We start from the raw sequence: 26,483 nt of genomic DNA, 5'->3' as shown, positions 1-26,483 counted from the left end.
GCGGTCCTCAGGCAGAGTCGCCGAGGGTCCGGAGTTGCTCTTCTGTCGGGTTGATCAGGACGATCTCGGGCCGGCAGTTGAACCGAAGGTCCACGCCGGCGATGCCCGCGCTGCAGATCCCGCGGGATACGTAAGTCGGCGTCCCGTTCGTCTCGAAGAGGCCGGCAAGCTCGATGACGCCGAGGCCGTTCAGCTGCGCGATGACCGGGAGGAGGAACTGGCCGCCGTGGGTGTGGCCGGCGAGGATGAGGTCGGCGTCCCAGTCGGCCCTGCAGGACGGTTCGTGGATGAGGTAGACGGTGAATGCACCGGTCGCCGGCACGTCGGGCGGGTCCGCCATCCCGGCCCACCCGTCGTCGACGCCGACGATGACGATCTCTTCACCCCCGGCAGAGACCCGTGCGTAATCGTTCCTGAGGACATGCACCCCGTTCTCTTCCAGCGTCGCGGCGAGCCCATCGGCAAATGCGGTGTCGGCGGATCCGTCGTTCAGGGCGGAGATATCGTATCCGGCGGCGGTGGCGTTAGCGGAGGTCCGGACGGCAAGTATTCTCCCGATGCCCGTCGCACTGTCGGTCCCCACCCGGTAGTCGTGGTTCCCGAGGACGGCGTAGGCCGGTGCATCGAGCGATTGCCATACCGCCTGGTGGGCAAAGTTTGACTCCTCACCGGTGGTGAAGTCGCCGCCGATCAGGACGAGCGAGGGGTTCAAGCGGTTGATCTCTCGGATCACCTCCTGGACGTGGTCGATATTGGACGGCCCGACGTGGGGGTCGGTGATGTAGACGATGCCTTCGGGTGCCCCGTCGATGGTAAGGACGGTCACGTCGACGGCCCGTGCCTCCCAGGCCATGTAGCCGGTCATGGACGGGAGCAGGATGAGCATGAACAGCGCCAGGTGTCTTGTACTTGGGGCCTTCAGGGTCACTTTATTTTATTTCACCTTCTAAATATTAATAGGGTCCGGCGGCCCGGGTCCGGGTGGATCAGCGGCTCTCCGCCGGATCTGCCGGGTCGCCCATGACGTCGGCCGGTTCAGCAACTGAGGCCATTCCGGCAAAGATCCTGGTAAACCGGTCTTCCTCTTTCTTTTCAAGGACGACAGCGGCGACCCCCGCCACGATCACCGCCCCGATGAGATCCATGATGAGGTCCCACATGGTGTCGGCGTTCCCGAGCTGGAGGTTTGTCCCGAAGGCCTGGTCGACCACAAACTCGTAGATCTCCCATACCGCCCCCGCTGCCAGCGTGGAGGCCAGGATGAAGATGACGATCGCCGGCGTCGTCAGGCGGACGTCTCCGCGGTGCCCGGCGAGGGCCGCGAGGGAGAAGGCGAGGAGCGCGACGGTGGCCGATGAGACGAGGTGGGTCAGTTTGTCGTAGTAGGGCGCGAGGGTGACGTAGTAGCCCCCGACGTGCCCCATGACGTGGAGGTAGAGGGAGACGGTGATGAGGAGGTTGACCTCCCAGGGCAGGCAGAGGCGCATATTCCTCGTCATGAGGGACGGCGCCAGCGTCAGGAGGAAGGCGAAAGCCGCCGAGAGCCCGAGGAAGTACTCGCCTGCCGTGACGCTGGAGGCTGCGGCGAGGAGAATGAGCCCCTGGATGAAGTAGGTGAGATACACCCCGCGCGACGGGTCCGGGCGTGTCATGGATGCATCGGGTAATGGACGGTCCCGGCAATATACATAACCGTCCCGGCGGCGGTCTCCGGGAAAGGGGTGGCTGTCCCGGAACCCGGTTTCGGGGACGGCACGGCCAAACGGCGCGGGCCGGTCGGCCGTCGCGGTCGCCTCCGAGCACCCCGGGAGAATACTTGATAAACTAGCAGTTGTATAAATAGGACACACGAAGAACCAGATGTTCCGGAACATGGGGTTGATGAACTGACTGATCCTACCAAGCGCAAACCTGAATCCGCTGGAGGAGAGGCGGAAGGGGAGATTGTCCGCGTACGCCTGCCGAACAAGAGGAACCGGGAGATGTTCGGCAGCGCTGAACTGATGCTCGGGGCAAACCATATCAGGATCCGCTGCTTCGACGGGGTGACGCGCACCGGGCGGATCAAGGGCAAGATCAAGAAGAAGGTCTGGATACGGGAAGGAGATGTCCTGATCGTCGTCCCCTGGAGTTTCCAGGACGAGAAGTGCGATATCATCTACCGCTACACGAGACCCCAGGTGGAATGGCTCCGGAAGAACCGGTATCTTTGAAATTCTTTTTCTGAGCAAAAGTTCCCTGCACGGCCGGGATGATGGGGAGGTGGGGGCCGCCCTCTCCCGCCCGGGCGGCGGGTCCAAATGGGGTTAGATGCCGAGGATCTTGATCTCGTACTCTTTTATGACGAGTTTCTTTACCCCTGACAGGGTATAGGTGCCGCCCGAACCGCTCATCTTTAGCGAGCCGGTCAGGTAGTTCTCCCACGCCACGGAAAGGTTGTTCCCGGCATCCGGGCTGTACGTCATCTGGATATCGCCGGTAGGTGCGTATGATCGCGGTTCCGTGCTCGTCAGGCTCATCCTCACCGTCGCCATCCCCGACTTTGCCATCCGTTCGTCGGCGGTGATCTTCATGAGGTAGACGACGAGCGTCTTTGTAGGCCCGTCATAGAACCACCGCGGCTCGGCGAGCATCGCAGAACCTGTTGCACCCTCCTGGCGTGTCATCACCGCGCCGTTCTCAAGGGTGATCACCTCGGTGCCGCGGTCGGATCGGTAGATCAGGGCGCCGGGGGAGAACTCGACGTTGAAATCAGTACCGCCGTTCTCAGTACCGTCGATCCTGAATTTCGGTGCAGTTCCATCAGCATTGATCACCTCGAGCGTCCCCCCGCTCACCTGGAGCGTCGCCTCCTTGTAGGGCACGTTCTTGAAGCAGAGGCTCTTCATGTCGTTCTGGATGACGATCATCGCCCGCTCCATGTTCCTGACGTCGGTGTTGCTCTGCTCCTTCACGAGCACCGGGTAGCCGTAGAGCGTAACGAGACCGATGCCGGTGAGCACGAGCCCCAGGATCAGGATAAACCCGATCGCCTCCGAGACTGCCTTTTCATTCATCATCACGGTTCTTCGCCTCACTTAAAACCCCTTTGAGTCATACTGGATCATGTTCCATCCCGCGCCGGTGGTGTTGCCGACGACACCCTTCGTCGCCCCGATGCCGGCGATGGCGACCTTGCTCTTGATGCTGCCGCCCTGCACCTGGATCGCCTGGCCCGCCCGGTTCTCGCCCTCCATCCACACATCCACGAAGTAGCCCTTCCCGGCGACGTCGTCGGGGATGTCGAACTTCGTCTCGATGGTCCCGTTGCCGGGCGCGATCACGTAGAGGTCAACGATCCGGGTGCTGACCCCGTTCCCGATATCCACGAAGGCGTGGTAGCGGAGCTTGTTCGCCGGCCCCTCCATCAGCGAGGCGTTGACGGAGAACATCATGACGATCATCAGCAGGAGGAGCACACCGGTGATGATGATGTATTCCATAAGCCGGGTGACGCCCTCCTCGTTCATCGGTTCAGTAATACACGGTCTCATTGTACACCGTCACCCCGTTGTTGTAGTGGATCTCTACCGGGTGGAGCCAGTGCCCGGAGACATCCATCTTTTGATTGACCGTGAAGCTAACCACGGCATTCTTCCGTTCGAGGGATATCGCGATGATGTCTTCGCGAACCGCATTATCTGCATCGCCAAACTCTTTGACGTAGTCGAACACCGCCTCCCGCAGGTCCCGGATGTCGTTCTTCGGGAACTCGAGCACCCCTTCCGCGGTCGTCTGCCCGACAAGCGCCGACTGGTTGATGATCAGCGCAAGGAAGAACAGCGCCACGGCGACCAGGAGGCCCATCAGCACGATCCACTGGCCTTCTTCGTTCATGCACGCCATAAGAGCACCTCCACGAGGACGGCCTGGGGTCTTGATCCATAGGGGTTTCCCGTCGGCAGCTGCACCCACCGGGTCACCCGCACGGCGGATTCCCTTCCCGTCCAGGAGCCGTCGTCAGGTGGTTCAACGAACAGGCGCTCTTTAATCAAATCCCCTTCCCGGTAGGTGACGTTTGCGCTCATGTATAGGTTATCGATAGCACCGCTCGTCGTCCTGTTGCAGTAGTTCAGGAACGTGTCCCTGAATTGATCGCTACCGCCTGCGGCGTTATCTGCGTTGATGTAGCGCTTCAGATCGCTCTCCGTGTCTTCAGCATCCGGCGTATCCATCATCGCGAGCACATCGCTCCCGAGCTGCTCAAGCTGCATATCCGGGATGTGCGTATCCCCTGTAGTGTAGACGCTCGTCGTGCTGACGACAATGTATGCGGTGAGCAGCATGATGATCCCGGCCGCGACTCCCTCCATCGTGTAGAGCTGCCCCGCATCGTTCACCATATGGCGACCTCCAGGACCGCGGTCTTCAGAGGCGGGTGGGTGACATTCACATAGTCATACAGGTGAGTGCCGGTGATGTTGGTCTGCGGGGGATCATTCTCAAAGTTAAACCGGATATCCAGGATGCTGTTCTGGTCAAGGGTGAAGAGCGAGGTGGCTGCCGGTTTCAGTACCAGGGAGATGCTGGATTTGACCGGCACGTCCGGTTGGAGCGAGTGCAGATCCGAAGTGCCGTTGACGTACAGGGTGTAGAGGTTTGAATTTACTGTGTCGTATGAGAACGGGATACGAGTGAACCGCGGGTTTGGCCTTGTCGGGTCCATCTTCCAGAATGTGACGTCCTTGAGCGTCGCGCTCTCGGCGGCGGGTTCGGTCTTGTTAAGGTACGCATCGAAGTTCGTGATCGTCACGTTCACCGGCTCGGTCCTTGGGTCAATCCGGTAGGCCGGGCCTCGTTCAGGGCCCAGCAGGTCGCTGAAGTTGAGCCGGACGGTGAAGTTCTGGGGGTTCTGGGGGGTTTCTGTCTGGTAAGCCACGTTGGAACCAATCTCCGCCACCCCCGGCTCCTTGATCTTCACCACCCGGCGGATGTAGCCGTAGCCGGGGGGGAGGGGGTCGCCGGCCTGCTTGGGCTCGTAACTCCCATCCGGGTTTGAGATATTGAGCGAAAAATTATAAGAGTAGGGGATATCACCGAAGATCACTCGCTTGCGGTAATCATCGGGGGTGAAGAATGGTTCTCCAGAGGGCGATTTCTCAAAAAACCTCTCAACCTTCGTCGAGAGGAGGATATTCGGCGTCTCCTTCGAGACCGCAAGCCCCATCCGCTGAATCTCATCTTTCTGGGCTTCGCCGTACAACTCCCACGGGGGATAGGCCGGCCACCCCGGGTCCTCGACAAGGATCACCCCGGTCCTGTAGGCGACCGCGTCGTAGTCGATGCCGCTACTCTCGAGCCCGGCGAGGAGCCCCGGCACCATGCTCACCACCATGATCAGGGCGAGCATGAAGATGGTGAACCCCGCGAGGAAGTCAAGCGACAGCACCCCGTCATCGGCCGCCGGTCCTATACGATCACCTCCCCGGTATCCGCCCGGAACGCGAGGGTCTCCATCCCGGCGCCCGAATGGACTGTGACGGTGTAGACCCCCTCCGCGAGCGCGAGGTCGACCGTATCGGCACCGAGCCGCTCCATCACGGGCCGGAGCACCTTCTCCTGGCCGGAAAGGAGGTCCCCCGGGGAGAGGACGCCGGTGATGTTCACCTCCTCCGCGGGCAGGGGGGCCGGGAGCGAGATCTCCTTCCAGCCCGCAAGACCGAAGGTCAGCCATCGCACCTCCTCGCCGTCCCGGAGGCCGAGGGCCCAGGAGGTGGCCCGGCCGTCGCGGTCGACGCCGGTCCCGAGCACCTGGTGCACCGATGTCCCGGTGACGTTCAGGCCGCCCTCGGCACTGAGCAGGTCCAGCTCCGCGAGAGCCCCGGCGAGGGTCGAGGCCGCCGGCGGTTCCGGCAGGTCGATCGGGGTGATGCCGCCGGAGGCCGGCGGCGGGGATGCGCCAAGACAACCGCACGCGGCACAGAGGATACAGACTGCGGCAACCAGGGCCGGGACGCTTCCGGAGGATCTCATGTAAGGCAGTCATTATACACGAAGGTATATAAATAACCATCTCTCACGGGGAATCAAAAATTTGCCGTCCTCGCCCGATACTGGAAACGTGCAGGTACCCGGCGGCAAAAACATTTCATCTCAGGTGGGGCCCGCGAGCCCCGGGCAGCCCGGTCTTTATATGCCGCGAGCCCCGGCCCGCGAGCCCCGGCAGGATATCATAACCTATATCCTTCCGTTGGTAACAACATCTCATGCAAGGTAAGGACATGTGTACAACCACACCCCCCGGCACGCCGGGAGAAGCACACGGCCGGTTCGCCGAAGTAGCCAGGTTCCACGGCCACGTCTGCCCCGGCCTTGCGCTGGGATACCGGGCGGCCGAGACCGCCCTTGAGCGGCTCCGCTCCGGCCGTGCCGAGGACGAGGAACTCGTCACCATTGCCGAGACCGACGCCTGCGGTGTCGACGCCATCCAGGTCCTGACGGGATGTACCGTCGGAAAAGGAAACCTCTTCTTTAAGGACTATGGGAAGCACGCTTTCACGTTCATCAACCGCCAGACCGGCGACGCAGTCCGCATCACCGGGAACCCGTCGTTTGACACCGACTCGCTCGACCCCGGCCTCGCATCGCTCCGGGCGCGGGTCATGCAAGGCCGGGTCCCCGACGAGGAATGGGCCGAGTACCGGAGGCGGACGGACCGGCTCGTCGAGGCGATCCTTGACCTTCCCGCCGAGACCCTCTTCACCATCCGGGAGGTCGACGTCGAGATACCGGAGCGGGCCCGGATCTTTTCGTCGGTGCCGTGCGCAAAATGCGGCGAGCTGACCGCCGAGTCCCGGGTCCGGGTCGAGAACGGCAAGTTCGTCTGCCGGGCCTGCTCGAAGGGATACTCCCGGCGCTGGTGAGGGCGGCCCCCTCACCGCACGATTTTTGTTATCGGGATCTCGAGGATATCCTCGGCGCCTGCAGCCTTCAGGTGCGGGATGAGGCCGTTGACGAGCCCCTTCTGCACCACCGTCTGGATGCCGAAGTAATCGATGCCGTGCAGCCTGCCGACGGTGGGTTTCTTCATCGCGGGGAGGGCCTCGATGACGCGGTCGAGCGCCGCAGACGGCACGTTCATCGTCAGGAGCACCTGGTGGCGCGCCTCGATCACCCCGAGGAGGAGGGTCGTGATCTCCTCGATCTCCCGGCGCTTCTCCGGGTCCCGGAGCGACTCGTGGTTTGCAAGGAGCGCGGTGTGCGACTCCATGATCTGGCCGACGATCTTGAGCCCGTTCTTCTTGAGCGTGCTCCCGGTCTCCGTGAGGTCGACGACGACGTCCATCAGGTCGGGCACCTTCGCCTCCGACGCACCATAGGAGGCAAAGAGCCTGACGGGGACGCCGTTCTCCTTGAAAAACTTCTCCGTGATCCGGGGGTACTCGGTCGTCACCCGGCTGCCCGGCCGGATGGCGGCGACGCTCTCGATAGGCTCGTCGCGGTGGACCGCGACCACGATCTTCACGTTCCCGTCACCGGTCTTGCTGTAGGAGAGGTTTGCGATCTCCTTAACATCGGCCCCACTCTCCTGCACCCAGTCAAGCCCCGATATCCCGAGGTCGAAGTACCCCATCTGGACGTAGAGCGGGATCTCCTGCGGGCGGAGGATCTTCACCTTTCCGATCCGGGGGTCGTTGATACGCGGATTGTAGTCGCGGTCGGTCCGCCTGACCTCGAGGTCCGCCTCCTTGAAGAGCTGGAGCGTCTGCGCTTCGAGGCTCCCCTTCGGGAGAGCAATCGTGATCATAGAAAGGATATCGGGCAGAAAAAGAGTTAAAGGTGGTGATCCGGATCTCAATCGATGGTGTGGATGACAAGCCCCGAGAGGAGCTTCGGCTCGAACCAGGTGGACTTCGGGGGCATGACGCCGTCTGCATCGGCGATCGCGAGCACCGTCCCGACCCCCACCGGCTGCATCGCCACCGCAAGGGCGTACTCGCCGGAGTCCACGAGCCGCTCGAGCCCGGAGAGGGGCTTTGCCCCGCCCATATAGTGGAGCCTCGGGTCGCCCCGGGGGTCGGTGATGCCGAGCATCCCTTCGAGGACATCCTTCTGGAGCACCGAGACGTCGAGCGACCCGATCAGGTCGGCAGGGTCTCTGATCGGCCGGGAGACCTCGTACCAGGTTCCCTGCATATAGAAGTGCATGACGTGAAGCGGTTCATCTCCGGCCGAGAGCGGCTGGATCTGGTACTCCGAGGCGTCGACTTTCCCGTATGGGCGGATATTCCAGCCCGCCTGTAAGAGCGCATCGATGAACCCCGGGAGGGTGAGATCGCCGAGATCGGTGACGAGCCTGCTGTAGCCGTGGATCCGGACGCGGTCCTGGGCGAAGAGGACGACCATGAACCTCCCCGCCTCTTCGGTGAACCGGCCTTCCCTCCGGCGCCGCTCAGCCACGTTCACCGCCGACTTGGCCCGGTGGTGCCCGTCTGCGATGTAGACCTCCGGCACGGCTGCAAAGAGGGCCTCGAGGCGGGAGAGGGCCGCATCGTCGGTGACCCGGTAGACCTGGTGGAGCACTCCCGATGCGGTTGTGGTGCTCCCGTCAGGCCCCGTCCCGTTGATGAGGGAGTGGACGTAGGAGAAGATCTCGCCGGGATCGCGATAAAGCAGGAAGACGAGGCCGGTGTTCGCCCCCACCGCGTCGATGTGCCGGGTCCGGTCCTCCTCCTTGTCATACCGGGTGAGCTCGTGCCGCCGGATCCGCCGGTTCTCGTACTCCTCCGTCGCCACACAGCAGACCAGCCCGACGAACTCTTCGCCGTCCTGGACGGCCCGATAGACGTACATACCCGGTTCCGGATCCCGTTGCAGCCGTCCGTCCGCGAGCAGACCGTCGAAGACCTCCCGCGCCCGCTCGTAGACCCGGTCGTCGTGCGGGGGGAGGTCGGGGAGTTCGGCGTCGGGCCGGCTGACCCGCAGGAAACTCAGGGGGTTCTTCTCGATGCACTCCCGGGCCTCCTGTGCCGTCACCACATCGTACGGCACGGATGGAATTTTTTCGGAGTACCGCCGCTCCGGACGGACCGCTGCAAAACGATAGACCTGGACCATGGAAACCGCCACACTCGTATGTGCCTACTATTTTGTCTCCTGACACTATATTAGGTAGGGCACTCAAAGAGAGGGAGAGACCGGTAACTATGATGCCGCTACAACTCACCATTCGCAGGGCGCAGCCTGCAGACATTCCGCAGATAGTTGCCATCGAGAGGACAGTGTTCGTCGACCCCTGGGACGAGAAAACGTTCCGGGAATCGCTCGCTTACTACCCGGAGACGTTCTTTGTGGCCCGGAGCAACGGAGATATAGCCGGGTTCGTCGCCGCGGGCCTCGAGGACACCGGCGAAGAATTCTACGGGCATATCATGAACTTTGCCGTCGCCCCGGAATACCGGCGCCGCGGAGTCGGGCAGCACCTCATCCGCCGCCTGGAACAGGAATTTGCGCTCGTGGGCGCGAGTGGGGTCCAGCTCGAGGTCCGGATCAGCAACACCGGGGCGCAGGAGTTTTACCGCCGCCTCGGCTACCGGGAGGTCTTCCAGATCGCCTCGTATTACACGAACGACGAAGACGCCCTCGTTATGATGAAGTGGTTCCGGTTTTAGGGGCCGGAACCGGGGCCCCCCTCCCGTTATCCCCGCCCGTGCTCCCGGTGAGCCCGGGCCAGGTGCTGCGCCGCGAGGGCGCCGAGGAGGGAGAGTTCGCCGGCAAGCACTCCCGCCCCCACGATCTCTGCAAACGCCTTCGCGTGGGTTCCCGGCGGGTCCCCGCCCCCGGCGACGCCGAGGATCGCGAGGCACTCCCGCTGGGTATCGACCCCCGTGCCGCCGCCGACCGTCCCCACCGGGAGGGAGGGGAGGGTGACTGCGACGTAGACCCCGCCGTCCACCCGGTCGACGGTGGTGATCGCGGTGCTCCCCTCGACGACGTGGGCGGCGTCCTGCCCGCAGGCAATGAACATGGCGGCGACGACGTTTGCCGCGTGCGCGTTGAACCCGAACGAGGCCGCCCGCGCCGAACCCACCAGGTTCTTCCGGTAGTTGACCGCGGTGAGGGTCTCCGCGTCGGTCTTCAAGAGGTCGGCAATCATCGCGTCGGTTAACCGCACGCCGGCAACCACCGTCTTCCCCCGGCCCCGGACCAGGTTGATCGCCGCCGGTTTCTTGTCGGTGCACATGTTCCCCGAGAGAGCGACGAGACGGGCGCCCGTCTCCCGCTCGATGAGTTCGCCGACCTTCTGGCTTGCGATCGTCACCATGTTCATGCCCATGGCATCCTTTGTGTCGAACTCGAGCCGGACGAAGACGCTTGTGCCCGCCACGTAGGTGACGGCATCGAGGAACTCCCCGTGCTTTGTGGTACTCTCTGCGGCATCCCGGATCTCGGCGGCGTGCCCCTCAACCCAGGCGACCACTTCCCGGGCGTGGACGACGTCGCGGGCGGCAAAGACCGGCGCCCGGGTCATACCGTCCCGCATGATCCGCACGTCCGCACCCCCCGCCCGGGCGATCAGGGAGCACCCGCGGTTCACCGATGCCACGAGCGCCCCCTCGGTCGTCGCGAGCGGGAGGTAGTACTGTCCGGCAGCATACTCCCCGTTCACCGGAAGCGGTCCCGCGACGCCGAGCGGCACCTGCACCGTGCCGATCATGTTCTCAATATTGCGCTTCACCACCCGGTCAAGCCCGATGGAGAACGACCCCACCGCGGGGAGGGCGACCCCGGTCTCGCCCTCGATGAACGTCCGCCGCACCCGGACCGCCTCCTCCGGCGGGAGTTCCTTCTCGAGCGCGTAGAGTTTGAGGGAGCCGTCTTTCAGCCTCCCGATATACTCATCCATGAATAGTATGAGAACTCATACCTAAAGATGGCTGGTGGTCCACGTGGATGAGGAACAGTGGTGCCTTGTGGTGCCGAAGCGAGAGGCCGAGCAGACACGGCGCCGGCTGCTTGACGAAGGGCTCCTCGACCGGAACTTCAAGCCGCGCTCCGAAGGCGACACCGTTCTCCTCCCGGTGACGGAAGAGATCGCGGGCGCCGTCCGATGCAGGTTCGAGGCCGTGCCGGAACGCGCAGGACTCCCCCGCCACGAACTCCTGGGCGGGATCGCCATCATGCAGGACAACGACCCGGCGGCCGCCCGGAGCCTCCTCTCATCCCGCCCCTCTCTTCACACGGTCCTCTTCCCGGAGGGCCCGGTCGAGGGCGAGTACCGCACCCGCCGGTTCGCCGTCCTCGCCGGGGTCCCCACGACCCGCACCCAGGTGACCGAGTACGGGCTCCGGTTCGACGTGGACCTCGCTCTTGCCTACTTCTCGGCCCGGCTCTCGACCGAACGGCAGCGGGTTCTCGGGGTGATGGAGGACGGGGAGCGGGTGCTCGATATGTTCGCCGGCGTCGGGCCGTTTGCGATCACCCTCGCGCGCAGGGCGTGCGTCGTCTTCGCCGCGGATCTCAACCCCGCCGCGGTCCACCTCCTCGTCCACAACATCGCCCTCAACCGGGCCGCTAACGTCATCCCGGTGCTCGCCGACGCCGCGCACCTCCCCGGGCTCGGGCTCGCCCCCTTCGACCGGGTCGTCATGAACCTCCCGCTCGCGGCGCACGAGTTCCTCCCGGCGGCCGCCGCCCTCTGCCGCGACGGCGGGACGATCCACCTCTACGCCTTAGAGGAGCGGGAGGGCGAGTACCTCCCCCGGATCCGGGCGGTCACCGGCGGGGCGGTCACCGAACGGCAGGTCCGGACCTACTCGCCGGGAAAGTGGCACGCGGTCTACGATATCACCGTGGAGAAAGGGGGCAGGTGAGGGGGTCCGGCCCGGGGATTGCTGGTGCTCTGTCCCTCTCACGTTGAGCGCGACGCCTTGATGGGGAGTTAGAAACCTATCTACCGAACTTCGCGTTCTTCGCGTGAGCTAATGCATCGATTCCAAATGAACAGACCATATCCGGCCTTCGTCCCATCCCCCACAGAGGGCTCCTCTCCGTCCCCCACCCCTCCCGCCCGCGCTGCGCGTTCCCCCCCCCCCCCAGAGGGGGGCAGTACGTGGGGATATCCGGGTAAAGCCGTGCCCGGGGATGCAAACTCCCGGGCCATGCGAAGCACGATCGACGATATCCTTCGTTGAGAGTGCCGGTAATTGAGAATCGATGCACTAGTGGGTGGGGATAGCGATACGGCCTCACGCAAAGTGCGATATTCCGTTAGGAACGGAGCTCGAACACCGTCAGGCGTGAGAACACGAAGCCGCGATGGGACTGCCGGAATCCTACATACTCCGCATATTTGTGCGAATCGATGGTGGAGGTATAGTGATGGCGTCTCGCGCAAAGGCGCAAGAAGGGCCGCCATCTGCCCGGGGCTGCTCTCCAGGCAGCCCAAAAAAGATATTATTCTGCCGGCACGAACTTCGTGCCGTAGTGGATGGTGCCGCTCTCGCCGTCTGCCGTCACCCGGCGGAAGACACTTTTGACCCGCATCCCGATCTTCGCCTCTTCGGGCAGGCAGGAGACCTGAGCGGTGAGCCTCGGCCCCTCGTCGAGCTCGACGACCGCGAGGACGTACGGGGTGGTGTTCTCGAACTGGTCGCTTGCCGACCGGATCACCGTGTAGGTGACGACCGTTCCCTCGCCGTTGAACTTGTGGTCGACGATCTTGCCGCTCCTCCGGCAGTCGGGGCAGAGCGACCGGGGCGGGAAGAAGTACCGCCCGCAGGTCGTGCACTGTGTCCCGATGAGGTTATACCGCTGCGGGATCTTTCTCCAGAACCGTGAAACCGACATTTTTACGCCCCCAGGATGTGCACGACGACCGTCGCACCGGTGCCGCCGACATTATGGGTCATACCGATCTCCGCGTCCACCTGCCGGGCTCCGGCATCGCCGCGGAGCTGGGTGACCACCTCGCAGATCTGCTTGATCCCGGTCGCGCCGACCGGGTGGCCGCAGGCCTTCAGGCCGCCGCTCGTGTTCACCGGGATCTCCCCGTTGAGGGCCGTCGCCCCTTCTGCGGTGAGCCTTCCTGCCTCGCCCTTCCTGCAGAACCCGAGATCCTCGATCGCGCAGATCTCCGCTATCGTGAAGCAGTCGTGGACCTCAACAAGGTCGATATCCTTGTGGGTGAGGCCCGCCTTGGCAAACGCCCGCTTTCCTGCCGCCACGGTGGCGTCCAGGGTGGAGATGTCCCGCCGGTCGTGGAGCGCGATGGTGTCGCTTGCCTGGGCGCTTGCCAGCACCTTGACCGGTGAATCGGTGAACTCGCGGGCGCGCTCAAGCGGCACCACCACGACCGCCGCCGCACCGTCGGTGATCGGCGAGCAGTCGAAGAGCCGCAAAGGATCGGCGACCATCGATGAGGAGAGCACCGTATCAACCGTTATCCGGTTCCGGAACTGGGCGATCGGGTTCTTTGCGCCGTTCTCGTGGTTCTTCACCGCAACCGCGGCAAGCTGCTCACGGGTGAGCGGGTAGCGGTGCATGTAATCGTTTGCGATCATCGCGTAGAGACCGGGGAAGGTCGCCCCGGCGAACCCCTCCCATTCGCGGTCCGCGGCGCTCGCGAGCATATCGACGCTCGCCCCGGTCCCGACGTCGGTCATCTTCTCGACGCCTGCCGCGACCACGACGTCCTCCATGCCGCTTGCGACCGCGATCACCGCCTGCCGGAAGGCAAGCCCGCCGGATGCGCAGGCCGCCTCCACCCGGGTCGAGGGGACGTGGTTGCTCGCGAGTCCTGCGTAATCCGCGATCAGGGCCCCGATGTGCTCCTGTTCGACGAATCTTCCCGCGCTCATGTTCCCGACGTAAAGGGCGTCGATCCTCTCGCCGGTAACCCCGGCATCCTCAAGCGCCAGCGTCCCCGCCGCAACAAAGAGGTCCCTGAACGATGTGCCCCAGTGCTCCCCGAACTCCGTGCACCCGACACCGATCACTGCTACGTCTCTCATTTTTGCATCACGATCTTTCCTTTGTGTTTGGCATACAGTGCATAGTCGAGGTAGACCGGGTTTGCGAGGAGTTTCTCCACGCTCGGCGCCGCCGCCCGGTCAAACGCCGCAGACTCGATCACGTCGGTGACCGTGATGTCGAAGGCGTCGCTTCCCGCCCCGGAGCCGAACGAGGTGACGAAGATCCGGTCGCCTGGTCTCGCCACATCGAGCGTTGCGGCAAGCCCGATCATCGACGACCCCGAGTAGGTGTTGCCGAGCCTCGGGACGACGAGCCCGGGCCGGATCTGCTCGTCGGTGAAGCCGAGCATCTTTGCCACCCGCTGCGGGAACTTCGCGTTGGGCTGGTGGAAGACCGCGTAGTCGTAGTCCTTCGGGCCGGTACCCACCGCGTCGAACATCAGCCGGGCGGCGCCCTGGACGTGCTTGAAGTAGCCGGGGTCGCCGGTGAACCGTCCGCCGTGCCGGGGGTAACTCTGCCCCTCGCGCCGCCAGAAGTCGGGCGTGTCGGTGGTGTAGGAGCAGGTCCGGTTGATATCGGCGATGGTCTCCCCTTCGCCGATGACGAACGCAGCCCCGCCGGCCGCCGCCGTGTACTCGAGCGCGTCGCCGGGAGCGCCCTGGGCCACATCCGCACCGATGGCGATCCCGAACGGGATCATCCCGCTCCGGACAAGCCCCATGCAGGTCTGGAGGCCCGCAGTCCCGGCCTTGCACGCGAACTCGTAGTCTGCGGCGGTCATGTTGGGCGTCGCCCCGATCGCCTCACCGACCGTGCAGGCAGTGGGCTTGACCGCGTAGGGGTGGGACTCGCTTCCCACGTAGACCGCGCCGATCGCGCCAGTGTCGACGTACCTCCGCCGGAGGGCGGCACGGGCCGCCTCGACGGCGATCGTTGCGGTATCCTCATCAAGATCGGGGACGGACTTCTCAAAGACCCCGAGGCCCCGGGTGATGTCGTCTGCGTTCGCGCCCCATACCCGCGCGATCTCCGGGACTTTTATCCGGTATCGCGGGATGTAGACGCCGTACGAATAAATGCCTACCATAATGTTCCTCGTAATGAACTGATGATCGCCTCGACATCCATCACGGTGCAGAGCACCGTGATCCGGTCGCGCTCCGCGAGGCCCGGGATCAGCGGATGCACCTCTCCCGGGCTGATACCTTGCAGCACCACACAGCGGGGCTTGAAGGGCGTGACCCGGATCGCCACCATAGGGGACTTTCCGGTCGAGACCTCGGTGAAGATGAGAGCACGCTCCGTGCTCCAGCCGTATATGCGGTTGAACTCGCTCGAAGAGAGCTGGAGGATCGCGTTGAGGCTGTTGATCACCGTGTATCCGTAGATGGTCTGGTCCATCGGGCCGCAGAGTGTGACGGCATCGATGACGCCGGCAAAGTCGGAGAGACTCACCGGGGATGCGTACTCGTGGATGTCGTAGATGACGTCTTCGTCGAATTCGGTGTACAGGATCTTTGCAAATTTGTTGATGAACCGACCGCCGTTGTCTTCGTCGATCGAGAGGATCGTGTCGACGATCTTGCCGACGATGGCGGTCCCCGGACTCTTTCGCCGTCCGCTTTCGTAATCGCTGATAACTGAGGGAGAGACCTCGAGACGCTCGGCAAGCAGTCCCTGGGGGATGTTGAAGCTCTGCCGCCACTTCTTCAAGGCCTGTCCCGGTGAGTCCGAGAGTGTGATCTCTCCTGCCATCTTCTCGGCAAGCTGATGCCGCACCCCGGATTTCATGTAGCTAATGTTATCACTGGAACTTATATAATTAGCGTATGCTCCATCGACATTTCACGAAGGCCTGCCGGCGCGGGATCGTTACGCAACCCGTATATAGTATGCATCTCAATTATGGTATAATGGTTGAAGCGGAAGACCTGCAGTCCTTGAAGACGATCGCCCTGCTCGGCGGATGCCAGGGCCCAATCTGGCTCTCATCGCAGTCGCTCGCGAGCACCCTGGGCATCAGCCCCCAGACCGCATCGCGGCGCCTGATCGCGCTTGAGCGGCAGCAGTTCGTCGCCCGGTCGATGAAACCCGACGGGCAGTACGTCGCTGTCACCCGCGAGGGCGAGCAGGCGCTGAGGCGGGAGTATGCGGATTACGTGCGGATCTTCAACCCGGAACGCAGGCAGTACGTCCTGACCGGGACCGTGATCAGCGGCCTCGGGGAAGGGCGCTACTACATGAACCTCCCCCACTACAAAGAGCAGTTCGGCGAGTCTCTCGGGTTTGAGCCCTTCCCCGGCACCCTGAACATCAGGCTCGATCCGGCGAGCGTCCAGGTCAGGAAACATCTCGACCACGCGGGATGGATCGAGATTCCAGGGTTTACTGCCGACGAACGGACGTTCGGTGCCGCCCGGGTGCTCCCCTGCCGGATCCGGGGCGAAGAGTGTGCGATCGTCGAGCCCTCCCGCACCCATTACCCGGAAGACATCGTTGAGGTCATCGCCGGGTCCGAACTCCGCAAGGTCCTGGACCTGAACGATAACGATACAATCGAGGTGGAGATTACCCATGATTGATGCAGCCGTAGAGGCCCTCGCAAGGGGCGAGTTTGTCCTGTTATACGACTTTGACAACCGGGAGCGCGAGACCGACTTTGCGATACGCTCAGACGCCGTCACGCCCGCCCACATCCGGCAGATGCGTAAAGACGGGGGCGGGCTGATCTGCACGGCGGTCCACCCTGATGCCGCAAAGAGGCTCGGCCTCCCGTTTGCTCACGATCTCCTCCGGGCCTGCAGCCTCGTCGAGAAGGACGGCGAGGTCCCCTACGACCCAAAGAACCACTCGTCGTTCTCGCTCTGGGTGAACCACCGGGAGACCTATACCGGGATCACGGACCGCGACCGCGCCCTGACGGTCACCGCCATCGCGGAAGAGGTGAGACGGTCGCTCAACGGCGGCGGGCACGACTTTGCCGCGCATTTCCGGACGCCCGGTCACATGGCGCTCCTCCGGGCCGCCGACCGGTTGCTCGATGAGCGGCGGGGGCAGACCGAGCTCTCGATCGCGCTTGCGACCATGGCCAATATCACCCCGGCGGTCACGATCTGCGAGATGCTGGACGACGAGACGGGGCTTGCGCTCTCGAAGGAGGGTGCGATGGCCTACGCACGGGAGCACGGGCTCGTCTTCATCGAGGGGCAGGACGTCCTCGACCGGTGGGAGTCGCAGAAGCTGAAAGAGTAATCCTCATCTCTTCCTGGCGCCGGAGGTGCGGCCGGCGTCCCCGGCAGCAACCGGACAGGTGGTCGATCGCCTCAGGACTCTTTTTTCTACATCTTCGATCGCGGGCAGGAAAATGCACCGGATCGGTGGGCGTGCCGTTAGCCTATGCCGCCTGTACTTTTCACAAATCATATATACGATCCTACGGCACCATAAACGGATGAAAAAAGATGCTGTGGCATACTTGAATACAAGAAAGAAGGGAGATTACGCAGCACAAAAAAATCAAGTCGAGAACTATTGCAAATATCGGTTTCAGCTCATCGAGATCTTCCACGATCACCGCGCCAATGCAACACCTCCCGAGAGGCGAAAAGGCTTTGCAGCGATGCTGGAGTACTGCGCCGCAAACGACTGCCCGGATATCATCATCCACGATCTTGCCGATCTTGCAAGGGATATGGACGCCGGTCTTGCAACGCTCAAAGCCCTGAACGAGCGATACACGGTTTACTGTGTGAACAACGACTTCTTCGGGTTCCGTGACGACCCGGCACTCCGGAGGGAGGCCATCGGCAACTTTGTTCTGTACATGGACCAGTACCGGGAGAGCACCCAGAAGGCACGCCTCCCGGCCCCGAAGCAGACGAAGAAGGAGGGAGGGCTGTCCATAGGAAGGCCGAGAGCGCTCAACGAAGGTCAGGTTGAGGCGCTCCTCACGGTACGGCAGGCCGGGACGAGCATCAGCAAGATCTGCAGGATGTTCGGGGTAAGCAGGAGCACGGTCAGCAAGATCCTCGCCGACCACCCCGAACTGAAGGGCGAGTGGAAGGGAGCCCGAGAGGAGCCTGCGGGGGAGGTTGCGGAGTGATACCGTCGGACCATCTCGTCTAACATGCACCCACCGTTCTGTCGATTACCATCCTTGCTTTTTCTTCGTGCCCTTCGCACGAACTGGCGACTCCCACGCGCCGGGGCCAACAAAATCGGGTGAGATCGCCCGCTACCCCCACCGGCTCTTCCCCGGCGTGCGTGACCCGCCGCGCGCACCGAAGGCCGCAGGCTGTGCCCCCCCGCCTCCCTCCCCGGGTCACCCTGCCCCCGTCTCCTCCCGCCCGATGCAGACCCTGACCGGCACCCTGCTCGTGAGCGAATCCACGACCGGTGAGCGCCGGTAACCGTGGTTCACGAGTTCCTCGATCTTCTCCCGCGGTGCGTCGGCATCCACCCGGATGGTCAGGCGGACCTCTTCAAAGCCCGGCCGGACATCGCCGGCGACCTCGAAGAGCCCCCTGAGATCGAGATCCCCCTCGACGTCGATCTCGATCGCGTGGACCTCGATCCCGTCCTCCACCGCGCTGTAGGCGATCGAGATAGCGACACAGGCCGCAAGCCCCGTGAGTACCAGTTCCATCGGGCTCGGGCCCCGGTCGGTCCCGCCGAGGGCGGTCGGCTCATCGGCCGGAATGACGAAGTTCCGGACGATCGTCGTGGAGTGCGCACCGCCGTTCCAGCTCAGCAGGCCGGAGGGAGTCCTCTGCCCCGCCGCCGCATCCTTCCGCATCGCCCCCACAGCGGCGTTGACCGCTTCAACATCGACTCCGTTTCGCATCATCGTAGAGACCTCGTTTTCATGGTATCTCCCCGTCAGACGACCGGCTCCGGCGGCCTCTCTCTCGACCCGAGGAGCCGGAGCATCTCGTCGGGGTCGGTTGTCGGAATATCGCAGGCGTAGTTGGTGCAGACGTATGCCGTCGCCTTCCCCCCGACCGCCACGACATCCCGTGTGAACCCGGCAACCCGTGTGATCTCCGGGTTTTCCTCATCGGAGGGGCGGAAGATGACGACGGCGTCGGGCGTATAGTGCGACCGGATAGCCCCGACCAGCGCGTTCGTATCCGTTGCGCCCAAAACGCCGGTTATGATCACCTCGAAGTTCGGCCCCAGCATAAACTCAAGGCCGGTGAGGAAGTGAGGGCAGGCGGCAGGCGCCTTGCGGACGGCGTCAGCAAAGGCGTGCCGCATCCGGTTCGCCATCTCCTCGAGTTCGAGGTTCGCCGTCATCCGGCCGAGGGCAAAGAGAGCGTACATGGCCACGCTGTTCCCGGAGGGGACAGCCCCGTCGTACACCGTCTTCTGCCGGACAGGCACGTCCGTATCATCCGGCACAAAGAAGAACCCGCCGTGGGTGCAGTCCCAGTAGCGGGCGGCGAGATCCCGGGAGAGTTCCGTGGCGGTCCTGAGGTACTCCGGGGAGAAGGACGCTTCGTAGACCTCGATGAGGGCCCAGAGCATGAACGCGTAGTCGTCAAGGGTCGCTGCGATGCCGGCCTCCCCGCCCCGGTAGCGGTGGAGGAGCCGCCCGTCCGGCCCGCGCAGGTTCCCGAGGACGAACGCGGCTGCCTTCTCTGCCGCCGCCAGGTACCCCGGGTCGTCGAAGACCCGGGCGGCCTTTGCGAGAGCGGCGATCATGAGAGCGTTCCAGTCGGTGAGGATCTTGTCGTCCTTTGTCGGGCGGACCCGCTCTTCCCGGGCTAGAAAGAGTTTCTGCCGGGCACTCTCGACGAACCACGCGAGGTCCTCCTCCGGGGTCGAGAACTCGTGGGCCCATGACGCGAGCGGCCGCCGCAGGCGGAGGATGTTCCTGCCCGTCCTCTTCCCGCCGGGCTGCTCCAGGTAGTTCCCCGGCTCCGTGGCGCCGAAGATCCGGGAGAACGGCTCCCCGTCCTCCTCTCCGAGAACCTCGAGGATCTCAGCCTTTGCCCAGGTGTAGAACTTCCCCTCAACACCCTCGCTGTCCGCATCTTCTGCCGAGTAGAACCCACCACCGGGATCGGCCATATCCCGCAGGACGTAGGCGATCGTCTCCCGGGCGGTCCGGGCAAACTCTTCCCTCCCCGTCGCGAGGTAGGCCTCCGTATACGCCAGAACAAGGAGCGCCTGGTCGTAGAGCATCTTCTCGAAGTGCGGGACGAACCACTCCGTGTCCGTCGAGTAGCGGTGGAACCCCCAGCCGACCTGGTCGAAGATCCCGCCCCGCCGCATGGCGTGCAGGGTCTTCTCGACCATCGTGTACGCTGGCTCCCTCCCGGTCCGGTTCCCGTAGCGGAGCAGGAATATGAGGTTGTGCGGGGTCGGGAACCGGGGCGCGTCCCCAAACCCGCCATGCTCCCCGTCAAAGATCCGGAAGAGGGTGTCGTAAGCCTCGTCGAGGACCGCCTCCGAGAGCTCGCCCGCCTCAGGAGGGGTCCGGGCAGCGCTCTTTAGCGCATCGAGCACTTTGTCGCCGGCATCTTCGAGTTCCTGCCGCTGGTCCCGCCAGACTTTGCTGATCCGGGGGATGAGGTCGAGGAGGCCGGTCATCCCATACCGGCTCTCTTTGGGGATATAACTCGCTGCAAAGAACGGTTTTTGGTCCGGGGTCATGAAGATGGTGAGCGGCCATCCTCCAGACCCGGTCAGCACGTGGGCGGCCGCCATGTAGACCTGGTCGATATCCGGCCGCTCCTCGCGGTCCACCTTGATGCAGACGAAGACGTCGTTTAAGAGTTTCGCGACCTGGGAATCTGCAAACGATTCTTTCTCCATGACGTGGCACCAGTGGCAGGCCGAGTAGCCGATGGAGAGGAATATCGGTTTACTGTCCTCCCGGGCCTTCCGGAACGCCTCTTCGCCCCAGGGGTGCCAGTCGACGGGGTTGTGGGCGTGCTGGAGTAGGTACGGGCTCCGTTCGTGGATCAGCCGGTTCGGTGGCGCTTCCTCCTGCACCGGTGCTTCTGGCGCTTTCGGGTCATGTCCGCGTGCCGGGTTCATACTCTGACGTGAGGATGCAGGCTAATAAAGATGACTCTTCCCGGTGGAAGGGGCGCTCCCGGAACGGAGCTGCTCACCCTTCCACTACCGGTGCGCAGAACGCCCGTGGCAAAAAAGAGGAGAGAGCCCCGGCCTGACCCGGCCGCGGCCCCCTCACTCCGCGATCGGGATCTCTTTTGTCTCTTCCGCGGCCGGCTGCACGTAGGGAACATCCACGGTCAGCAGGCCGTTCCTGAACGTCGCCTTCGCCCTGTCGGTATCGACGGGGCAGCCGACCGCGTAGGTGCCGACGTAGCGGACGTCCCCGCGGGATGCATCGATGGAGAAACTCGTCTCCTGCATCTTGAAGGTGATGTCCTTCTTCTCAACGCCCGGCAGTTCGATCTCGATGTGAAGGTTCTCCTCGTTCTCATCCGAGTAAGCACAGACATACGGTGCGACTCTCAACGCTGCCATCTCATAACCTCCTCGACGGCAAGAGAGGTACGGGATTGCTATTTAACGTTTGCCTTCCGCCGCAGTCCGGCCGGGGGGAGGCACGTCTCCGGCATCGCACACAGGGCGGGGGGCCGCGCCCCCGGGCGGAGGTTTTATCTTGCGCCCCTCAAGTATCATGCATGAACGAGCGATTCATCTTCACCCGGCACCCCACCAGCTGCTACCACTGCAGGGAGGATGCCGACCAGATCATAAAAGCGGTCTCCGCGCAGGCGCAGGTGATCTGCTCCGCCTGCGGGGCAACCCGGATCTTCATCCCCCGATTTGAGAACTCCGGGGCGATCGGGGTCTGCACCCCGCTTGGGCGCTACGACGTCTGGAACCTCGAAACCGGTGCGCCGTGTAAAAATTGCGGGGTCGCAGGGCCGCACGACCTCGTGATCGGGAGCAGCCACTTCACGACCCGGTGCCGGAACTGCGGCTATACGCACTTCTACCGGTTCAACCTGGAATACATAGCGCAATGCCCCCTGGCGGGCGAGGAGGTCAGCGTTCCTCGCGCACCATAGCGATAGCCTGTTTCGGGCATTCGTTTGCGCAGATGCCGCATCCCTTGCAGTAGTCGAGGTCGATATTGAGATCCTCGTCGATGACCCCGTCCGGGCAGTACTGGGCGCAGAGCCCGCAGGCGTTACATACTTCCCTGTCCACTACGGGCCGGAACGTCCGCCAGGAGCCCGTCTTCCCCGATGAGGCCTCAGTCGGCCTGCTGAGCGCAAGTCTCTCTCTCATGCCTTCAGCTCCTCGTACGCCGCTTTTGCGGCCTTCACATTCCGTTCGTCGGCAAACATCTCCCGGATCGCCTTCTCTGCCGACGGAAAGGTGACGACGCCCATCTTCGCGAGCGCCCCGAGCACAGGGGTGTTGAGGATGGGGCTCCCGGCGACCACCAGGTTCTCGGCGAGCGCGATCCCGGTCAGGTCAACGTGACGGCAGGTCCCGTTGCACCCCGGGAGGGGGTGGGCGCTGTTTAAGAGGACCGTCCCGCCGGATTTGAGGCCCTGCAGGACGTCCACGACGTCCATGATGCTCGTATCGAGTACTATCACGAGATCCGGCTCGTGGATCTGGCTGTAGATCTTGATCGGCTCATCGTCGATCCGGACAAACGAGACGACCGGCGCCCCGCGCCGCTCCGCCCCGTAGAACGGGCAGGCGGTTGCGTATTTTCCGTCCCGGAATGCCGCGAGGGCAAGGAGCTTCGCGGCGGTGACGCCGCCCTGTCCGCCCCGGGAGTGAATCCTGATCTCATACATGGTCGCTCACCCCAAACCAGGTTTCTGTGCCGGGATGCCGGTTCCTGACGAAGTCCGCGATATCGTTGTAGGTGACCTCCTGGCCGCCGAGGCCGGCGATCACGCTGTAGGGCACGACGCCGGTCTTTGACCTGATGGAGTGCGCCACCACCCCTCCAAAACCGAAGGAGTAGTCGCGGTCGATCACCACGACCTCCCGCCCGGCAAGATCGAGGTCCGGGAAGGGGCGGAACCAGCGCAGGCGCATGGACCCGGCCTTTATCCCTTCGTCGCGGAGGCGGTCGACCGCCACCTCCGCCTCTTTCCCGAGCGTCCCCATCGCGATGACGACGACGTCGGCATCCTCGCACCGGTAGTCCTCGGTGGGGCCGTAAGAGCGGCCGAACCGCTCCGCAAACTCCCGCTCGACCTCTGCGATCACGCCCCGGGCGTCGCGCATCGACCGCTCGATATCCCAGCGGAACCGGAAGTAGTCGGCCGGCCCGGTCATCGGCCCGTAGACGCAGGGGTTCTCCGTATCGATCGCGTGCGGGAGATGGTAGGGGGGCAGGAAGTCGCCGAGATCGACCGTCTCGAGCGCCTGCATGATGTGGCTGAGCGCGAACCCGTCCAGGTTGACCATCACCGGGAGGAGGACCCTCTCGTCCTCGGCGATCTTAAACGCCATCAGGGTGGCGTCGTAGGCCTCCTGGACCGTGCCCACGAAGACCTGCAGCCAGCCTGTGTCGCGCTGGGAGAAGGCGTCGGAGTGCTCCGCCCAGGTGTTCCACCCGGGCCCGAGGGCGCGGTTGACGTTCGCCATCACGATCGGGAGGCGCGCGCCCGCCGCCCAGTGGACCATCTCGTGCATGTAGAGGAGACCGTGCGAGCTCGTCGCCGTGAACGTCCGGACACCGCCCGCGCTCGCCCCGATACAGGCGGCCATGGCCGAGTGCTCGCTCTCCACCGGGATATACTGGCTTTCAAGGTCGCCGTCGGTGACGTACTCGGCGATCTGCTCGACGATCTCGGTCTGGGGGGTGATCGGGTACGCCGCGACGACACCCGGTTTTGCGGCCTTCACCGCGGCCGCCACCGCCTTGTTGCCGGTCGCGATCGTCAGCATACGCCGGCCTCCTCGCGGGAGAGGCGCTGGATGTTCCGTTCGACCTGCTGCCGCATCTCGTCCATGACCTCCGGGCTCAGGTTCTTGAACCGCCCCTGGCCGTTGATGTAGTCGCTGAGAGGCGCGGGCCGCTTCATCGCTGCCTTCGACGGGCCGCTGATCGTGAGTTTCCCATACTCACGCTCGTAGAGGATCCACGTCCCTGTCTTCACCGCGAGTTTCCCCATCTCGACCGTCTTCTCCGTGGGGTAGCGCCATCCCGGCGGGCACGGCGCGAGGATGTGGATGAACTTGGGCCCCTCGATGGAGAGCGCCTTCTTCACCTTCTTGTAGAGGTCGAGAGGGTAGGCGCTGCAGGCGGTCGCCATGTAAGGGGGGTTGTGCGCCTCAACGATCCGGTCGAGGTCCTTCTTTCCCGTGGGCTTGCCGCCGGGGGTCGTGGTGGTCCGTGCTCCAAGAGGCGTCGAGCCCGACCGCTGCATGCCGGTGTTGCCGTATGCCTCGTTGTCGTAGCAGATGTAGAGGAAGTTGGTGCCGCGTTCGAAGGCGCCGGAGAGCGCCTGGATCCCGATGTCGACCGTTCCGCCGTCGCCCGCGTAGACGATGACGTTGGTCTCTTTCCCGAGCGCGCAAAAAGCGTTGCTCATGCCGGAGGCGCAGGCGGCGGCTGCGGCAAACGCTATATTATATACGGGCACGTTCATCGCCGTACCGGGGTAGATCCCCTGGATGACGCTGGTGCAGCAGGCGGGCACGACCAGGACCGAGTCGGGGCCGGCCGCTTTGAGCACGTAGCGCAGACACAGGGAAGAACTGCACCCGGCGCAGGCGGAAGTGCATTTAACGAGATACTCCTCCTTTGGTATCGCAGACAAATCGTGTACACTCCTCCCCTCTCTATTTGTCACCAATTGTAATGAGGGTTTTGCGGCGCCGGCCCCCGGGTTCCCGCAGGCCCCCCGCCGCTTGCTTCAGTCCCCGGCATCCCGCCCGGGAGCGCGCCTCTCCCGCGCCGGCCCCTGGCGGAGCCGCCGGCGGACGAGCCCGACGCAGCACTTCAGGCAGAAAGGTGTGCAGAACCAGGCCCCCATCTCGAGGAGGGGGAGAGGGCCGCTCTCGCGTATCCGGTAACGGTAACTCTCAAGGTTCATCCTCATGTAGGCCGGTGCGATCTCCTCAAACCACCGGGCACCGGTGAGCGTGCCTTCAGTGACCGGCCGGGAGATCTCGGCAAGGAAGGCCAGGATATTTTCGTCTGCAACCCCTTCTGCGGGATGGGGCACGCAGTCGTCGTCGATGATGAGCGGTGTCACCCTGTGCTCCCCGACGACGCCGTCGCCGTGCAGGTCGACCGAGAGCATGATCGCCTCCCGCGAGATGTTGTGAGGCCAGCGCGGTTCAAACTGGAACATACCCAGAGAATAGGCGATGAGCCCCCCATGGTAGCGTTCCACCGCCTGCATGGTGTGGGAGTGGTGGCCGAGGATCAGGGTGGCGCCCGCATCGATGAGCCGGTGGGCGAGGTCGATCTGCCCCGGGGACGGGTAGTAGGCCATCTCCGTCCCCCAGTGCAGCGAGACGGCGATATGGTCGCACCGGCCCGCGAGGGAGGCGATGTCCCAAACGATCTCCTTCTCGACCAGCCGGTTGATCAGGAAGTCGCGGGGCGGCGTGCGTCTGCCTATCGAGTAGCCCGCAAACCCGATCGAGATGCCGTTCCTCTCGAGGATAACCGGCTCCTGCCGGCTTTCGGTCGCCGATCCGCCGATGGGGAGGATACCACGGCTCTTGAGGGCGTCCAGGGTATTCTTAAAGCCTTCGGCACCGAGGTCGCCTGCGTGGTTGTTGGCAACGCTGAGAACGTCGAATCCCGCGTCCACGAGGTACCGGGCCGCATCCGGGGATGTGAAGATCACGTGATGTTTCTCGGCGCGCTCGCCCGTCTCCGAGAGGGTAGTCTCGAGGTTGCCAAAGAGGATATCCTTGTCCTGGATGAGGCGCCGGACCCCCTCAAACGGGTGCCGGCCGCTCTCCGTCCGCAGCCATATATCACCGACCGCTATTAACCTGGTTCGTTTCTGCATTCTTTCTCACACTCCGGCAGGTCCCACCGGCCTGGCGGCAGGTCCTGTATCAGGAACTGGTACTTGCCGCGCCGGGTACGGGGGATCTTCCCGACGAAGCGGATGGTCACATCCACGCCGCCCTCAAACTTCTTCCCGAGTTCCCGGAGGATCTGCTCCGTGTCCGCTTCAGTATACCCCGGCCTCCTGACAATCCGCATCAGAACCTCCCCTTCCTCTCTCTGGTAGAACTGGAACTGTGCGACGTTGTCAAAGACGCCGGAGTGCATGTTCACCGCCGTCATCGATATGAACCGGTGGTCCTTCGTCACGATGAACTCCTGGAGCCTCCCCTCCACCTTTTCGAGCAGCGGGTAGGCGCGGCCGCAGGAGCACGCCCCTCTCCCGAGGACTGCAACGTCCATGGTCCGGTAGCGGATGAGGGGGCAGATGGGGTTGATGAGGCTCGTCGTGATCACCTCGCCCGTCTCTCCCGTCCTCTCGACGGGCCGGCCGTCCTGTCCGATCAGTTCGACGACGCCGTATTCGGGGAAGATGTGGTAA

Annotated in this window: 31 protein-coding genes and 1 pseudogene; 8 read left to right on the top strand and 24 right to left on the bottom strand. The window is 63.8% G+C overall.

Annotated elements, in window-relative coordinates; translation table 11 throughout:
- Positions 1 to 7 precede the first annotated feature (7 nt).
- Both QZ408_RS03530 and QZ408_RS03525 read right to left on the bottom strand, forming a co-directional pair.
- A complete protein-coding gene (locus QZ408_RS03530) occupies positions 8 to 928 on the bottom strand; it encodes a metallophosphoesterase (protein ID WP_292489815.1) in 921 nt (306 codons plus the stop codon).
- 58 nt (positions 929 to 986) lie between these two features.
- A complete protein-coding gene (locus QZ408_RS03525) occupies positions 987 to 1,652 on the bottom strand; it encodes a hypothetical protein (RefSeq protein WP_292489814.1) in 666 nt (221 codons plus the stop codon).
- Between the two features lie 234 nt (positions 1,653 to 1,886).
- Between QZ408_RS03525 and eif1A the strand changes: the two genes are divergently transcribed.
- Positions 1,887 to 2,213 carry a translation initiation factor eIF-1A gene (gene eif1A / locus QZ408_RS03520; protein ID WP_292490152.1) on the top strand — a complete coding sequence of 109 codons (327 nt, stop codon included), beginning with the start codon at positions 1,887 to 1,889 and terminating at the stop codon, positions 2,211 to 2,213.
- 93 nt (positions 2,214 to 2,306) lie between these two features.
- Here eif1A and QZ408_RS03515 read toward each other — a convergent pair whose 3' ends face one another.
- Genes QZ408_RS03515 through QZ408_RS03490 form a run of 6 tightly spaced genes read right to left on the bottom strand, consistent with a single transcriptional unit; the run spans position 2,307 to position 6,012 of the window.
- Positions 2,307 to 3,077: a hypothetical protein gene (locus tag QZ408_RS03515; RefSeq protein ID WP_292489813.1), complete on the bottom strand. Its 771-nt coding sequence runs from the start codon at positions 3,075 to 3,077 to the stop codon at positions 2,307 to 2,309.
- Positions 3,078 to 3,533, bottom strand: coding sequence for a hypothetical protein (locus QZ408_RS03510; protein ID WP_292489812.1), 456 nt, complete (start codon positions 3,531 to 3,533; stop codon positions 3,078 to 3,080).
- The gene (locus QZ408_RS03505; RefSeq protein WP_292489811.1) at positions 3,514 to 3,885 is read right to left on the bottom strand and encodes a hypothetical protein; all 372 of its coding nucleotides are present in this window, start codon (positions 3,883 to 3,885) and stop codon (positions 3,514 to 3,516) included. The genes QZ408_RS03510 and QZ408_RS03505 overlap by 20 nt, the downstream gene beginning before the upstream one ends.
- Complete coding sequence (locus tag QZ408_RS03500; protein WP_292489810.1) at positions 3,873 to 4,382, bottom strand: hypothetical protein; 510 nt, start codon at positions 4,380 to 4,382, stop codon at positions 3,873 to 3,875. Before QZ408_RS03500 ends, QZ408_RS03505 begins: the two co-directional genes overlap by 13 nt.
- Positions 4,376 to 5,428, bottom strand: a complete 1,053-nt coding sequence (locus tag QZ408_RS03495) for a hypothetical protein (protein ID WP_292489809.1) — start codon at positions 5,426 to 5,428, stop codon at positions 4,376 to 4,378. Before QZ408_RS03495 ends, QZ408_RS03500 begins: the two co-directional genes overlap by 7 nt.
- A 20-nt stretch (positions 5,429 to 5,448) precedes the next feature.
- On the bottom strand, positions 5,449 to 6,012 hold the full coding sequence (locus QZ408_RS03490) for a hypothetical protein (RefSeq protein ID WP_292489808.1): 564 nt from the start codon (positions 6,010 to 6,012) through the stop codon (positions 5,449 to 5,451).
- Between the two features lie 233 nt (positions 6,013 to 6,245).
- Here QZ408_RS03490 and QZ408_RS03485 point away from each other — a divergent pair, with 233 nt between their 5' ends.
- The gene (locus QZ408_RS03485) at positions 6,246 to 6,902 is read left to right on the top strand and encodes an FmdE family protein (protein ID WP_292489807.1); all 657 of its coding nucleotides are present in this window, start codon (positions 6,246 to 6,248) and stop codon (positions 6,900 to 6,902) included.
- Between the two features lie 11 nt (positions 6,903 to 6,913).
- Here the strand turns inward: QZ408_RS03485 and hisG are convergent, their stop codons facing one another.
- Entirely contained in the window at positions 6,914 to 7,786 is an 873-nt protein-coding gene (hisG, locus tag QZ408_RS03480; protein ID WP_292489806.1) for an ATP phosphoribosyltransferase, read from the bottom strand.
- A gap of 47 nt (positions 7,787 to 7,833) precedes the next feature.
- On the bottom strand, positions 7,834 to 9,096 hold the full coding sequence (locus tag QZ408_RS03475) for a DUF1015 family protein (RefSeq protein ID WP_292489805.1): 1,263 nt from the start codon (positions 9,094 to 9,096) through the stop codon (positions 7,834 to 7,836).
- 89 nt (positions 9,097 to 9,185) lie between these two features.
- Here QZ408_RS03475 and rimI point away from each other — a divergent pair, with 89 nt between their 5' ends.
- Entirely contained in the window at positions 9,186 to 9,650 is a 465-nt protein-coding gene (rimI, locus tag QZ408_RS03470) for a ribosomal protein S18-alanine N-acetyltransferase (RefSeq protein ID WP_292489804.1), read from the top strand.
- A 26-nt stretch (positions 9,651 to 9,676) separates the two neighbouring features.
- On the opposite strand, the gene hmgA is transcribed toward rimI, so the two are convergent.
- Positions 9,677 to 10,885 (bottom strand): hydroxymethylglutaryl-CoA reductase (NADPH), encoded by a 1,209-nt coding sequence (gene hmgA / locus QZ408_RS03465; protein WP_292489803.1) that lies wholly within the window; start codon positions 10,883 to 10,885, stop codon positions 9,677 to 9,679.
- A gap of 43 nt (positions 10,886 to 10,928) precedes the next feature.
- Between hmgA and QZ408_RS03460 the strand changes: the two genes are divergently transcribed.
- Entirely contained in the window at positions 10,929 to 11,852 is a 924-nt protein-coding gene (locus tag QZ408_RS03460; RefSeq protein WP_292489802.1) for a class I SAM-dependent methyltransferase family protein, read from the top strand.
- A 583-nt stretch (positions 11,853 to 12,435) separates the two neighbouring features.
- Here QZ408_RS03460 and QZ408_RS03455 read toward each other — a convergent pair.
- From QZ408_RS03455 to QZ408_RS03440, 4 genes are read right to left on the bottom strand one after another with little or no spacing between them, the layout of a single operon-like run.
- Positions 12,436 to 12,828, bottom strand: coding sequence for a Zn-ribbon domain-containing OB-fold protein (locus QZ408_RS03455; protein ID WP_292489801.1), 393 nt, complete (start codon positions 12,826 to 12,828; stop codon positions 12,436 to 12,438).
- Positions 12,829 to 12,830: 2 nt separating this feature from the next.
- Positions 12,831 to 13,991, bottom strand: coding sequence for a thiolase domain-containing protein (locus tag QZ408_RS03450; protein WP_292489800.1), 1,161 nt, complete (start codon positions 13,989 to 13,991; stop codon positions 12,831 to 12,833).
- Positions 13,988 to 15,040, bottom strand: coding sequence for a hydroxymethylglutaryl-CoA synthase (locus QZ408_RS03445; RefSeq protein WP_292489799.1), 1,053 nt, complete (start codon positions 15,038 to 15,040; stop codon positions 13,988 to 13,990). Before QZ408_RS03445 ends, QZ408_RS03450 begins: the two co-directional genes overlap by 4 nt.
- A complete protein-coding gene (locus tag QZ408_RS03440; RefSeq protein ID WP_292489798.1) occupies positions 15,034 to 15,744 on the bottom strand; it encodes a helix-turn-helix domain-containing protein in 711 nt (236 codons plus the stop codon). Before QZ408_RS03440 ends, QZ408_RS03445 begins: the two co-directional genes overlap by 7 nt.
- Before the next feature lie 122 nt (positions 15,745 to 15,866).
- Here QZ408_RS03440 and QZ408_RS03435 point away from each other — a divergent pair, with 122 nt between their 5' ends.
- The 3 genes from QZ408_RS03435 to QZ408_RS03425 all read left to right on the top strand — a co-directional run bounded on the left by QZ408_RS03435 (position 15,867) and on the right by QZ408_RS03425 (position 18,055).
- The gene (locus QZ408_RS03435) at positions 15,867 to 16,535 is read left to right on the top strand and encodes a DUF120 domain-containing protein (protein ID WP_292489797.1); all 669 of its coding nucleotides are present in this window, start codon (positions 15,867 to 15,869) and stop codon (positions 16,533 to 16,535) included.
- The gene (gene ribB, locus QZ408_RS03430; RefSeq protein ID WP_292489796.1) at positions 16,528 to 17,205 is read left to right on the top strand and encodes a 3,4-dihydroxy-2-butanone-4-phosphate synthase; all 678 of its coding nucleotides are present in this window, start codon (positions 16,528 to 16,530) and stop codon (positions 17,203 to 17,205) included. The genes QZ408_RS03435 and ribB overlap by 8 nt, the downstream gene beginning before the upstream one ends.
- Before the next feature lie 199 nt (positions 17,206 to 17,404).
- On the top strand, positions 17,405 to 18,055 hold the full coding sequence (locus QZ408_RS03425; RefSeq protein WP_292489795.1) for a recombinase family protein: 651 nt from the start codon (positions 17,405 to 17,407) through the stop codon (positions 18,053 to 18,055).
- A 219-nt stretch (positions 18,056 to 18,274) separates the two neighbouring features.
- On the opposite strand, the gene QZ408_RS03420 is transcribed toward QZ408_RS03425, so the two are convergent.
- From QZ408_RS03420 to QZ408_RS03410, 3 genes are all read right to left on the bottom strand, one after another.
- Positions 18,275 to 18,799 carry an OsmC family protein gene (locus tag QZ408_RS03420; protein WP_292489794.1) on the bottom strand — a complete coding sequence of 175 codons (525 nt, stop codon included), beginning with the start codon at positions 18,797 to 18,799 and terminating at the stop codon, positions 18,275 to 18,277.
- A gap of 32 nt (positions 18,800 to 18,831) precedes the next feature.
- Positions 18,832 to 20,997 carry a thioredoxin domain-containing protein gene (locus tag QZ408_RS03415; RefSeq protein ID WP_292489793.1) on the bottom strand — a complete coding sequence of 722 codons (2,166 nt, stop codon included), beginning with the start codon at positions 20,995 to 20,997 and terminating at the stop codon, positions 18,832 to 18,834.
- A 153-nt stretch (positions 20,998 to 21,150) separates the two neighbouring features.
- Entirely contained in the window at positions 21,151 to 21,453 is a 303-nt protein-coding gene (locus QZ408_RS03410; RefSeq protein ID WP_292489792.1) for an Hsp20/alpha crystallin family protein, read from the bottom strand.
- A gap of 161 nt (positions 21,454 to 21,614) precedes the next feature.
- Between QZ408_RS03410 and QZ408_RS03405 the strand changes: the two genes are divergently transcribed.
- Positions 21,615 to 22,004, top strand: a complete 390-nt coding sequence (locus QZ408_RS03405) for a hypothetical protein (RefSeq protein ID WP_292489791.1) — start codon at positions 21,615 to 21,617, stop codon at positions 22,002 to 22,004.
- Here the strand turns inward: QZ408_RS03405 and QZ408_RS03400 are convergent.
- From QZ408_RS03400 to QZ408_RS03375, 6 genes and pseudogenes are all read right to left on the bottom strand, one after another.
- Positions 21,982 to 22,227: a 4Fe-4S binding protein gene (locus tag QZ408_RS03400; protein ID WP_292489790.1), complete on the bottom strand. Its 246-nt coding sequence runs from the start codon at positions 22,225 to 22,227 to the stop codon at positions 21,982 to 21,984. The two genes, QZ408_RS03405 and QZ408_RS03400, sit on opposite strands and share 23 nt — an antisense overlap.
- Complete coding sequence (locus QZ408_RS03395) at positions 22,224 to 22,751, bottom strand: 2-oxoacid:acceptor oxidoreductase family protein (RefSeq protein ID WP_292489789.1); 528 nt, start codon at positions 22,749 to 22,751, stop codon at positions 22,224 to 22,226. Before QZ408_RS03395 ends, QZ408_RS03400 begins: the two co-directional genes overlap by 4 nt.
- Complete coding sequence (locus QZ408_RS03390; protein WP_292489788.1) at positions 22,744 to 23,856, bottom strand: transketolase C-terminal domain-containing protein; 1,113 nt, start codon at positions 23,854 to 23,856, stop codon at positions 22,744 to 22,746. The genes QZ408_RS03395 and QZ408_RS03390 overlap by 8 nt, the downstream gene beginning before the upstream one ends.
- Entirely contained in the window at positions 23,850 to 24,731 is an 882-nt protein-coding gene (locus tag QZ408_RS03385) for a thiamine pyrophosphate-dependent enzyme (RefSeq protein WP_292489787.1), read from the bottom strand. Before QZ408_RS03385 ends, QZ408_RS03390 begins: the two co-directional genes overlap by 7 nt.
- Before the next feature lie 96 nt (positions 24,732 to 24,827).
- The gene (locus QZ408_RS03380) at positions 24,828 to 25,940 is read right to left on the bottom strand and encodes a CapA family protein (protein ID WP_292489786.1); all 1,113 of its coding nucleotides are present in this window, start codon (positions 25,938 to 25,940) and stop codon (positions 24,828 to 24,830) included.
- Positions 25,919 to 26,483 (bottom strand): annotated as a pseudogene (locus QZ408_RS03375) (phenylacetate--CoA ligase family protein); the annotation flags it as partial. The pseudogene QZ408_RS03375 and the gene QZ408_RS03380, both read right to left, overlap by 22 nt.

Source organism: Methanoculleus sp. 10, from assembly GCF_913757945.1.
Taxonomy (GTDB): Archaea; Halobacteriota; Methanomicrobia; order Methanomicrobiales; family Methanoculleaceae; genus Methanoculleus.
The sequence above is the reverse complement of the archived record's forward strand: the minus strand, read 5'-3'. Positions and strand labels throughout refer to the sequence as shown.

What these genes read in the sequence shown, in the direction of transcription:
- QZ408_RS03525 (WP_292489814.1), bottom strand. Translation starts at nt 1,652, where the DNA reads ATGACACGCCCGGACCCGTCGCGCGGGGTGTATCTCACCTACTTCATC.
- QZ408_RS03510 (WP_292489812.1), bottom strand. Translation starts at nt 3,533, where the DNA reads ATGAGACCGTGTATTACTGAACCGATGAACGAGGAGGGCGTCACCCGG.
- QZ408_RS03505 (WP_292489811.1), bottom strand. Translation starts at nt 3,885, where the DNA reads ATGGCGTGCATGAACGAAGAAGGCCAGTGGATCGTGCTGATGGGCCTC.
- QZ408_RS03500 (WP_292489810.1), bottom strand. Translation starts at nt 4,382, where the DNA reads ATGGTGAACGATGCGGGGCAGCTCTACACGATGGAGGGAGTCGCGGCC.
- QZ408_RS03490 (WP_292489808.1), bottom strand. Translation starts at nt 6,012, where the DNA reads ATGAGATCCTCCGGAAGCGTCCCGGCCCTGGTTGCCGCAGTCTGTATC.
- QZ408_RS03485 (WP_292489807.1), top strand. Translation starts at nt 6,246, where the DNA reads ATGCAAGGTAAGGACATGTGTACAACCACACCCCCCGGCACGCCGGGA.
- hisG (WP_292489806.1), bottom strand. Translation starts at nt 7,786, where the DNA reads ATGATCACGATTGCTCTCCCGAAGGGGAGCCTCGAAGCGCAGACGCTC.
- QZ408_RS03475 (WP_292489805.1), bottom strand. Translation starts at nt 9,096, where the DNA reads ATGGTCCAGGTCTATCGTTTTGCAGCGGTCCGTCCGGAGCGGCGGTAC.
- rimI (WP_292489804.1), top strand. Translation starts at nt 9,186, where the DNA reads ATGATGCCGCTACAACTCACCATTCGCAGGGCGCAGCCTGCAGACATT.
- hmgA (WP_292489803.1), bottom strand. Translation starts at nt 10,885, where the DNA reads ATGGATGAGTATATCGGGAGGCTGAAAGACGGCTCCCTCAAACTCTAC.
- QZ408_RS03455 (WP_292489801.1), bottom strand. Translation starts at nt 12,828, where the DNA reads ATGTCGGTTTCACGGTTCTGGAGAAAGATCCCGCAGCGGTATAACCTC.
- QZ408_RS03450 (WP_292489800.1), bottom strand. Translation starts at nt 13,991, where the DNA reads ATGAGAGACGTAGCAGTGATCGGTGTCGGGTGCACGGAGTTCGGGGAG.
- QZ408_RS03445 (WP_292489799.1), bottom strand. Translation starts at nt 15,040, where the DNA reads ATGGTAGGCATTTATTCGTACGGCGTCTACATCCCGCGATACCGGATA.
- QZ408_RS03440 (WP_292489798.1), bottom strand. Translation starts at nt 15,744, where the DNA reads ATGAAATCCGGGGTGCGGCATCAGCTTGCCGAGAAGATGGCAGGAGAG.
- QZ408_RS03435 (WP_292489797.1), top strand. Translation starts at nt 15,867, where the DNA reads ATGGTTGAAGCGGAAGACCTGCAGTCCTTGAAGACGATCGCCCTGCTC.
- ribB (WP_292489796.1), top strand. Translation starts at nt 16,528, where the DNA reads ATGATTGATGCAGCCGTAGAGGCCCTCGCAAGGGGCGAGTTTGTCCTG.
- QZ408_RS03425 (WP_292489795.1), top strand. Translation starts at nt 17,405, where the DNA reads ATGAAAAAAGATGCTGTGGCATACTTGAATACAAGAAAGAAGGGAGAT.
- QZ408_RS03420 (WP_292489794.1), bottom strand. Translation starts at nt 18,799, where the DNA reads ATGATGCGAAACGGAGTCGATGTTGAAGCGGTCAACGCCGCTGTGGGG.
- QZ408_RS03415 (WP_292489793.1), bottom strand. Translation starts at nt 20,997, where the DNA reads ATGAACCCGGCACGCGGACATGACCCGAAAGCGCCAGAAGCACCGGTG.
- QZ408_RS03410 (WP_292489792.1), bottom strand. Translation starts at nt 21,453, where the DNA reads ATGGCAGCGTTGAGAGTCGCACCGTATGTCTGTGCTTACTCGGATGAG.
- QZ408_RS03405 (WP_292489791.1), top strand. Translation starts at nt 21,615, where the DNA reads ATGAACGAGCGATTCATCTTCACCCGGCACCCCACCAGCTGCTACCAC.
- QZ408_RS03400 (WP_292489790.1), bottom strand. Translation starts at nt 22,227, where the DNA reads ATGAGAGAGAGACTTGCGCTCAGCAGGCCGACTGAGGCCTCATCGGGG.
- QZ408_RS03395 (WP_292489789.1), bottom strand. Translation starts at nt 22,751, where the DNA reads ATGTATGAGATCAGGATTCACTCCCGGGGCGGACAGGGCGGCGTCACC.
- QZ408_RS03390 (WP_292489788.1), bottom strand. Translation starts at nt 23,856, where the DNA reads ATGCTGACGATCGCGACCGGCAACAAGGCGGTGGCGGCCGCGGTGAAG.
- QZ408_RS03380 (WP_292489786.1), bottom strand. Translation starts at nt 25,940, where the DNA reads ATGCAGAAACGAACCAGGTTAATAGCGGTCGGTGATATATGGCTGCGG.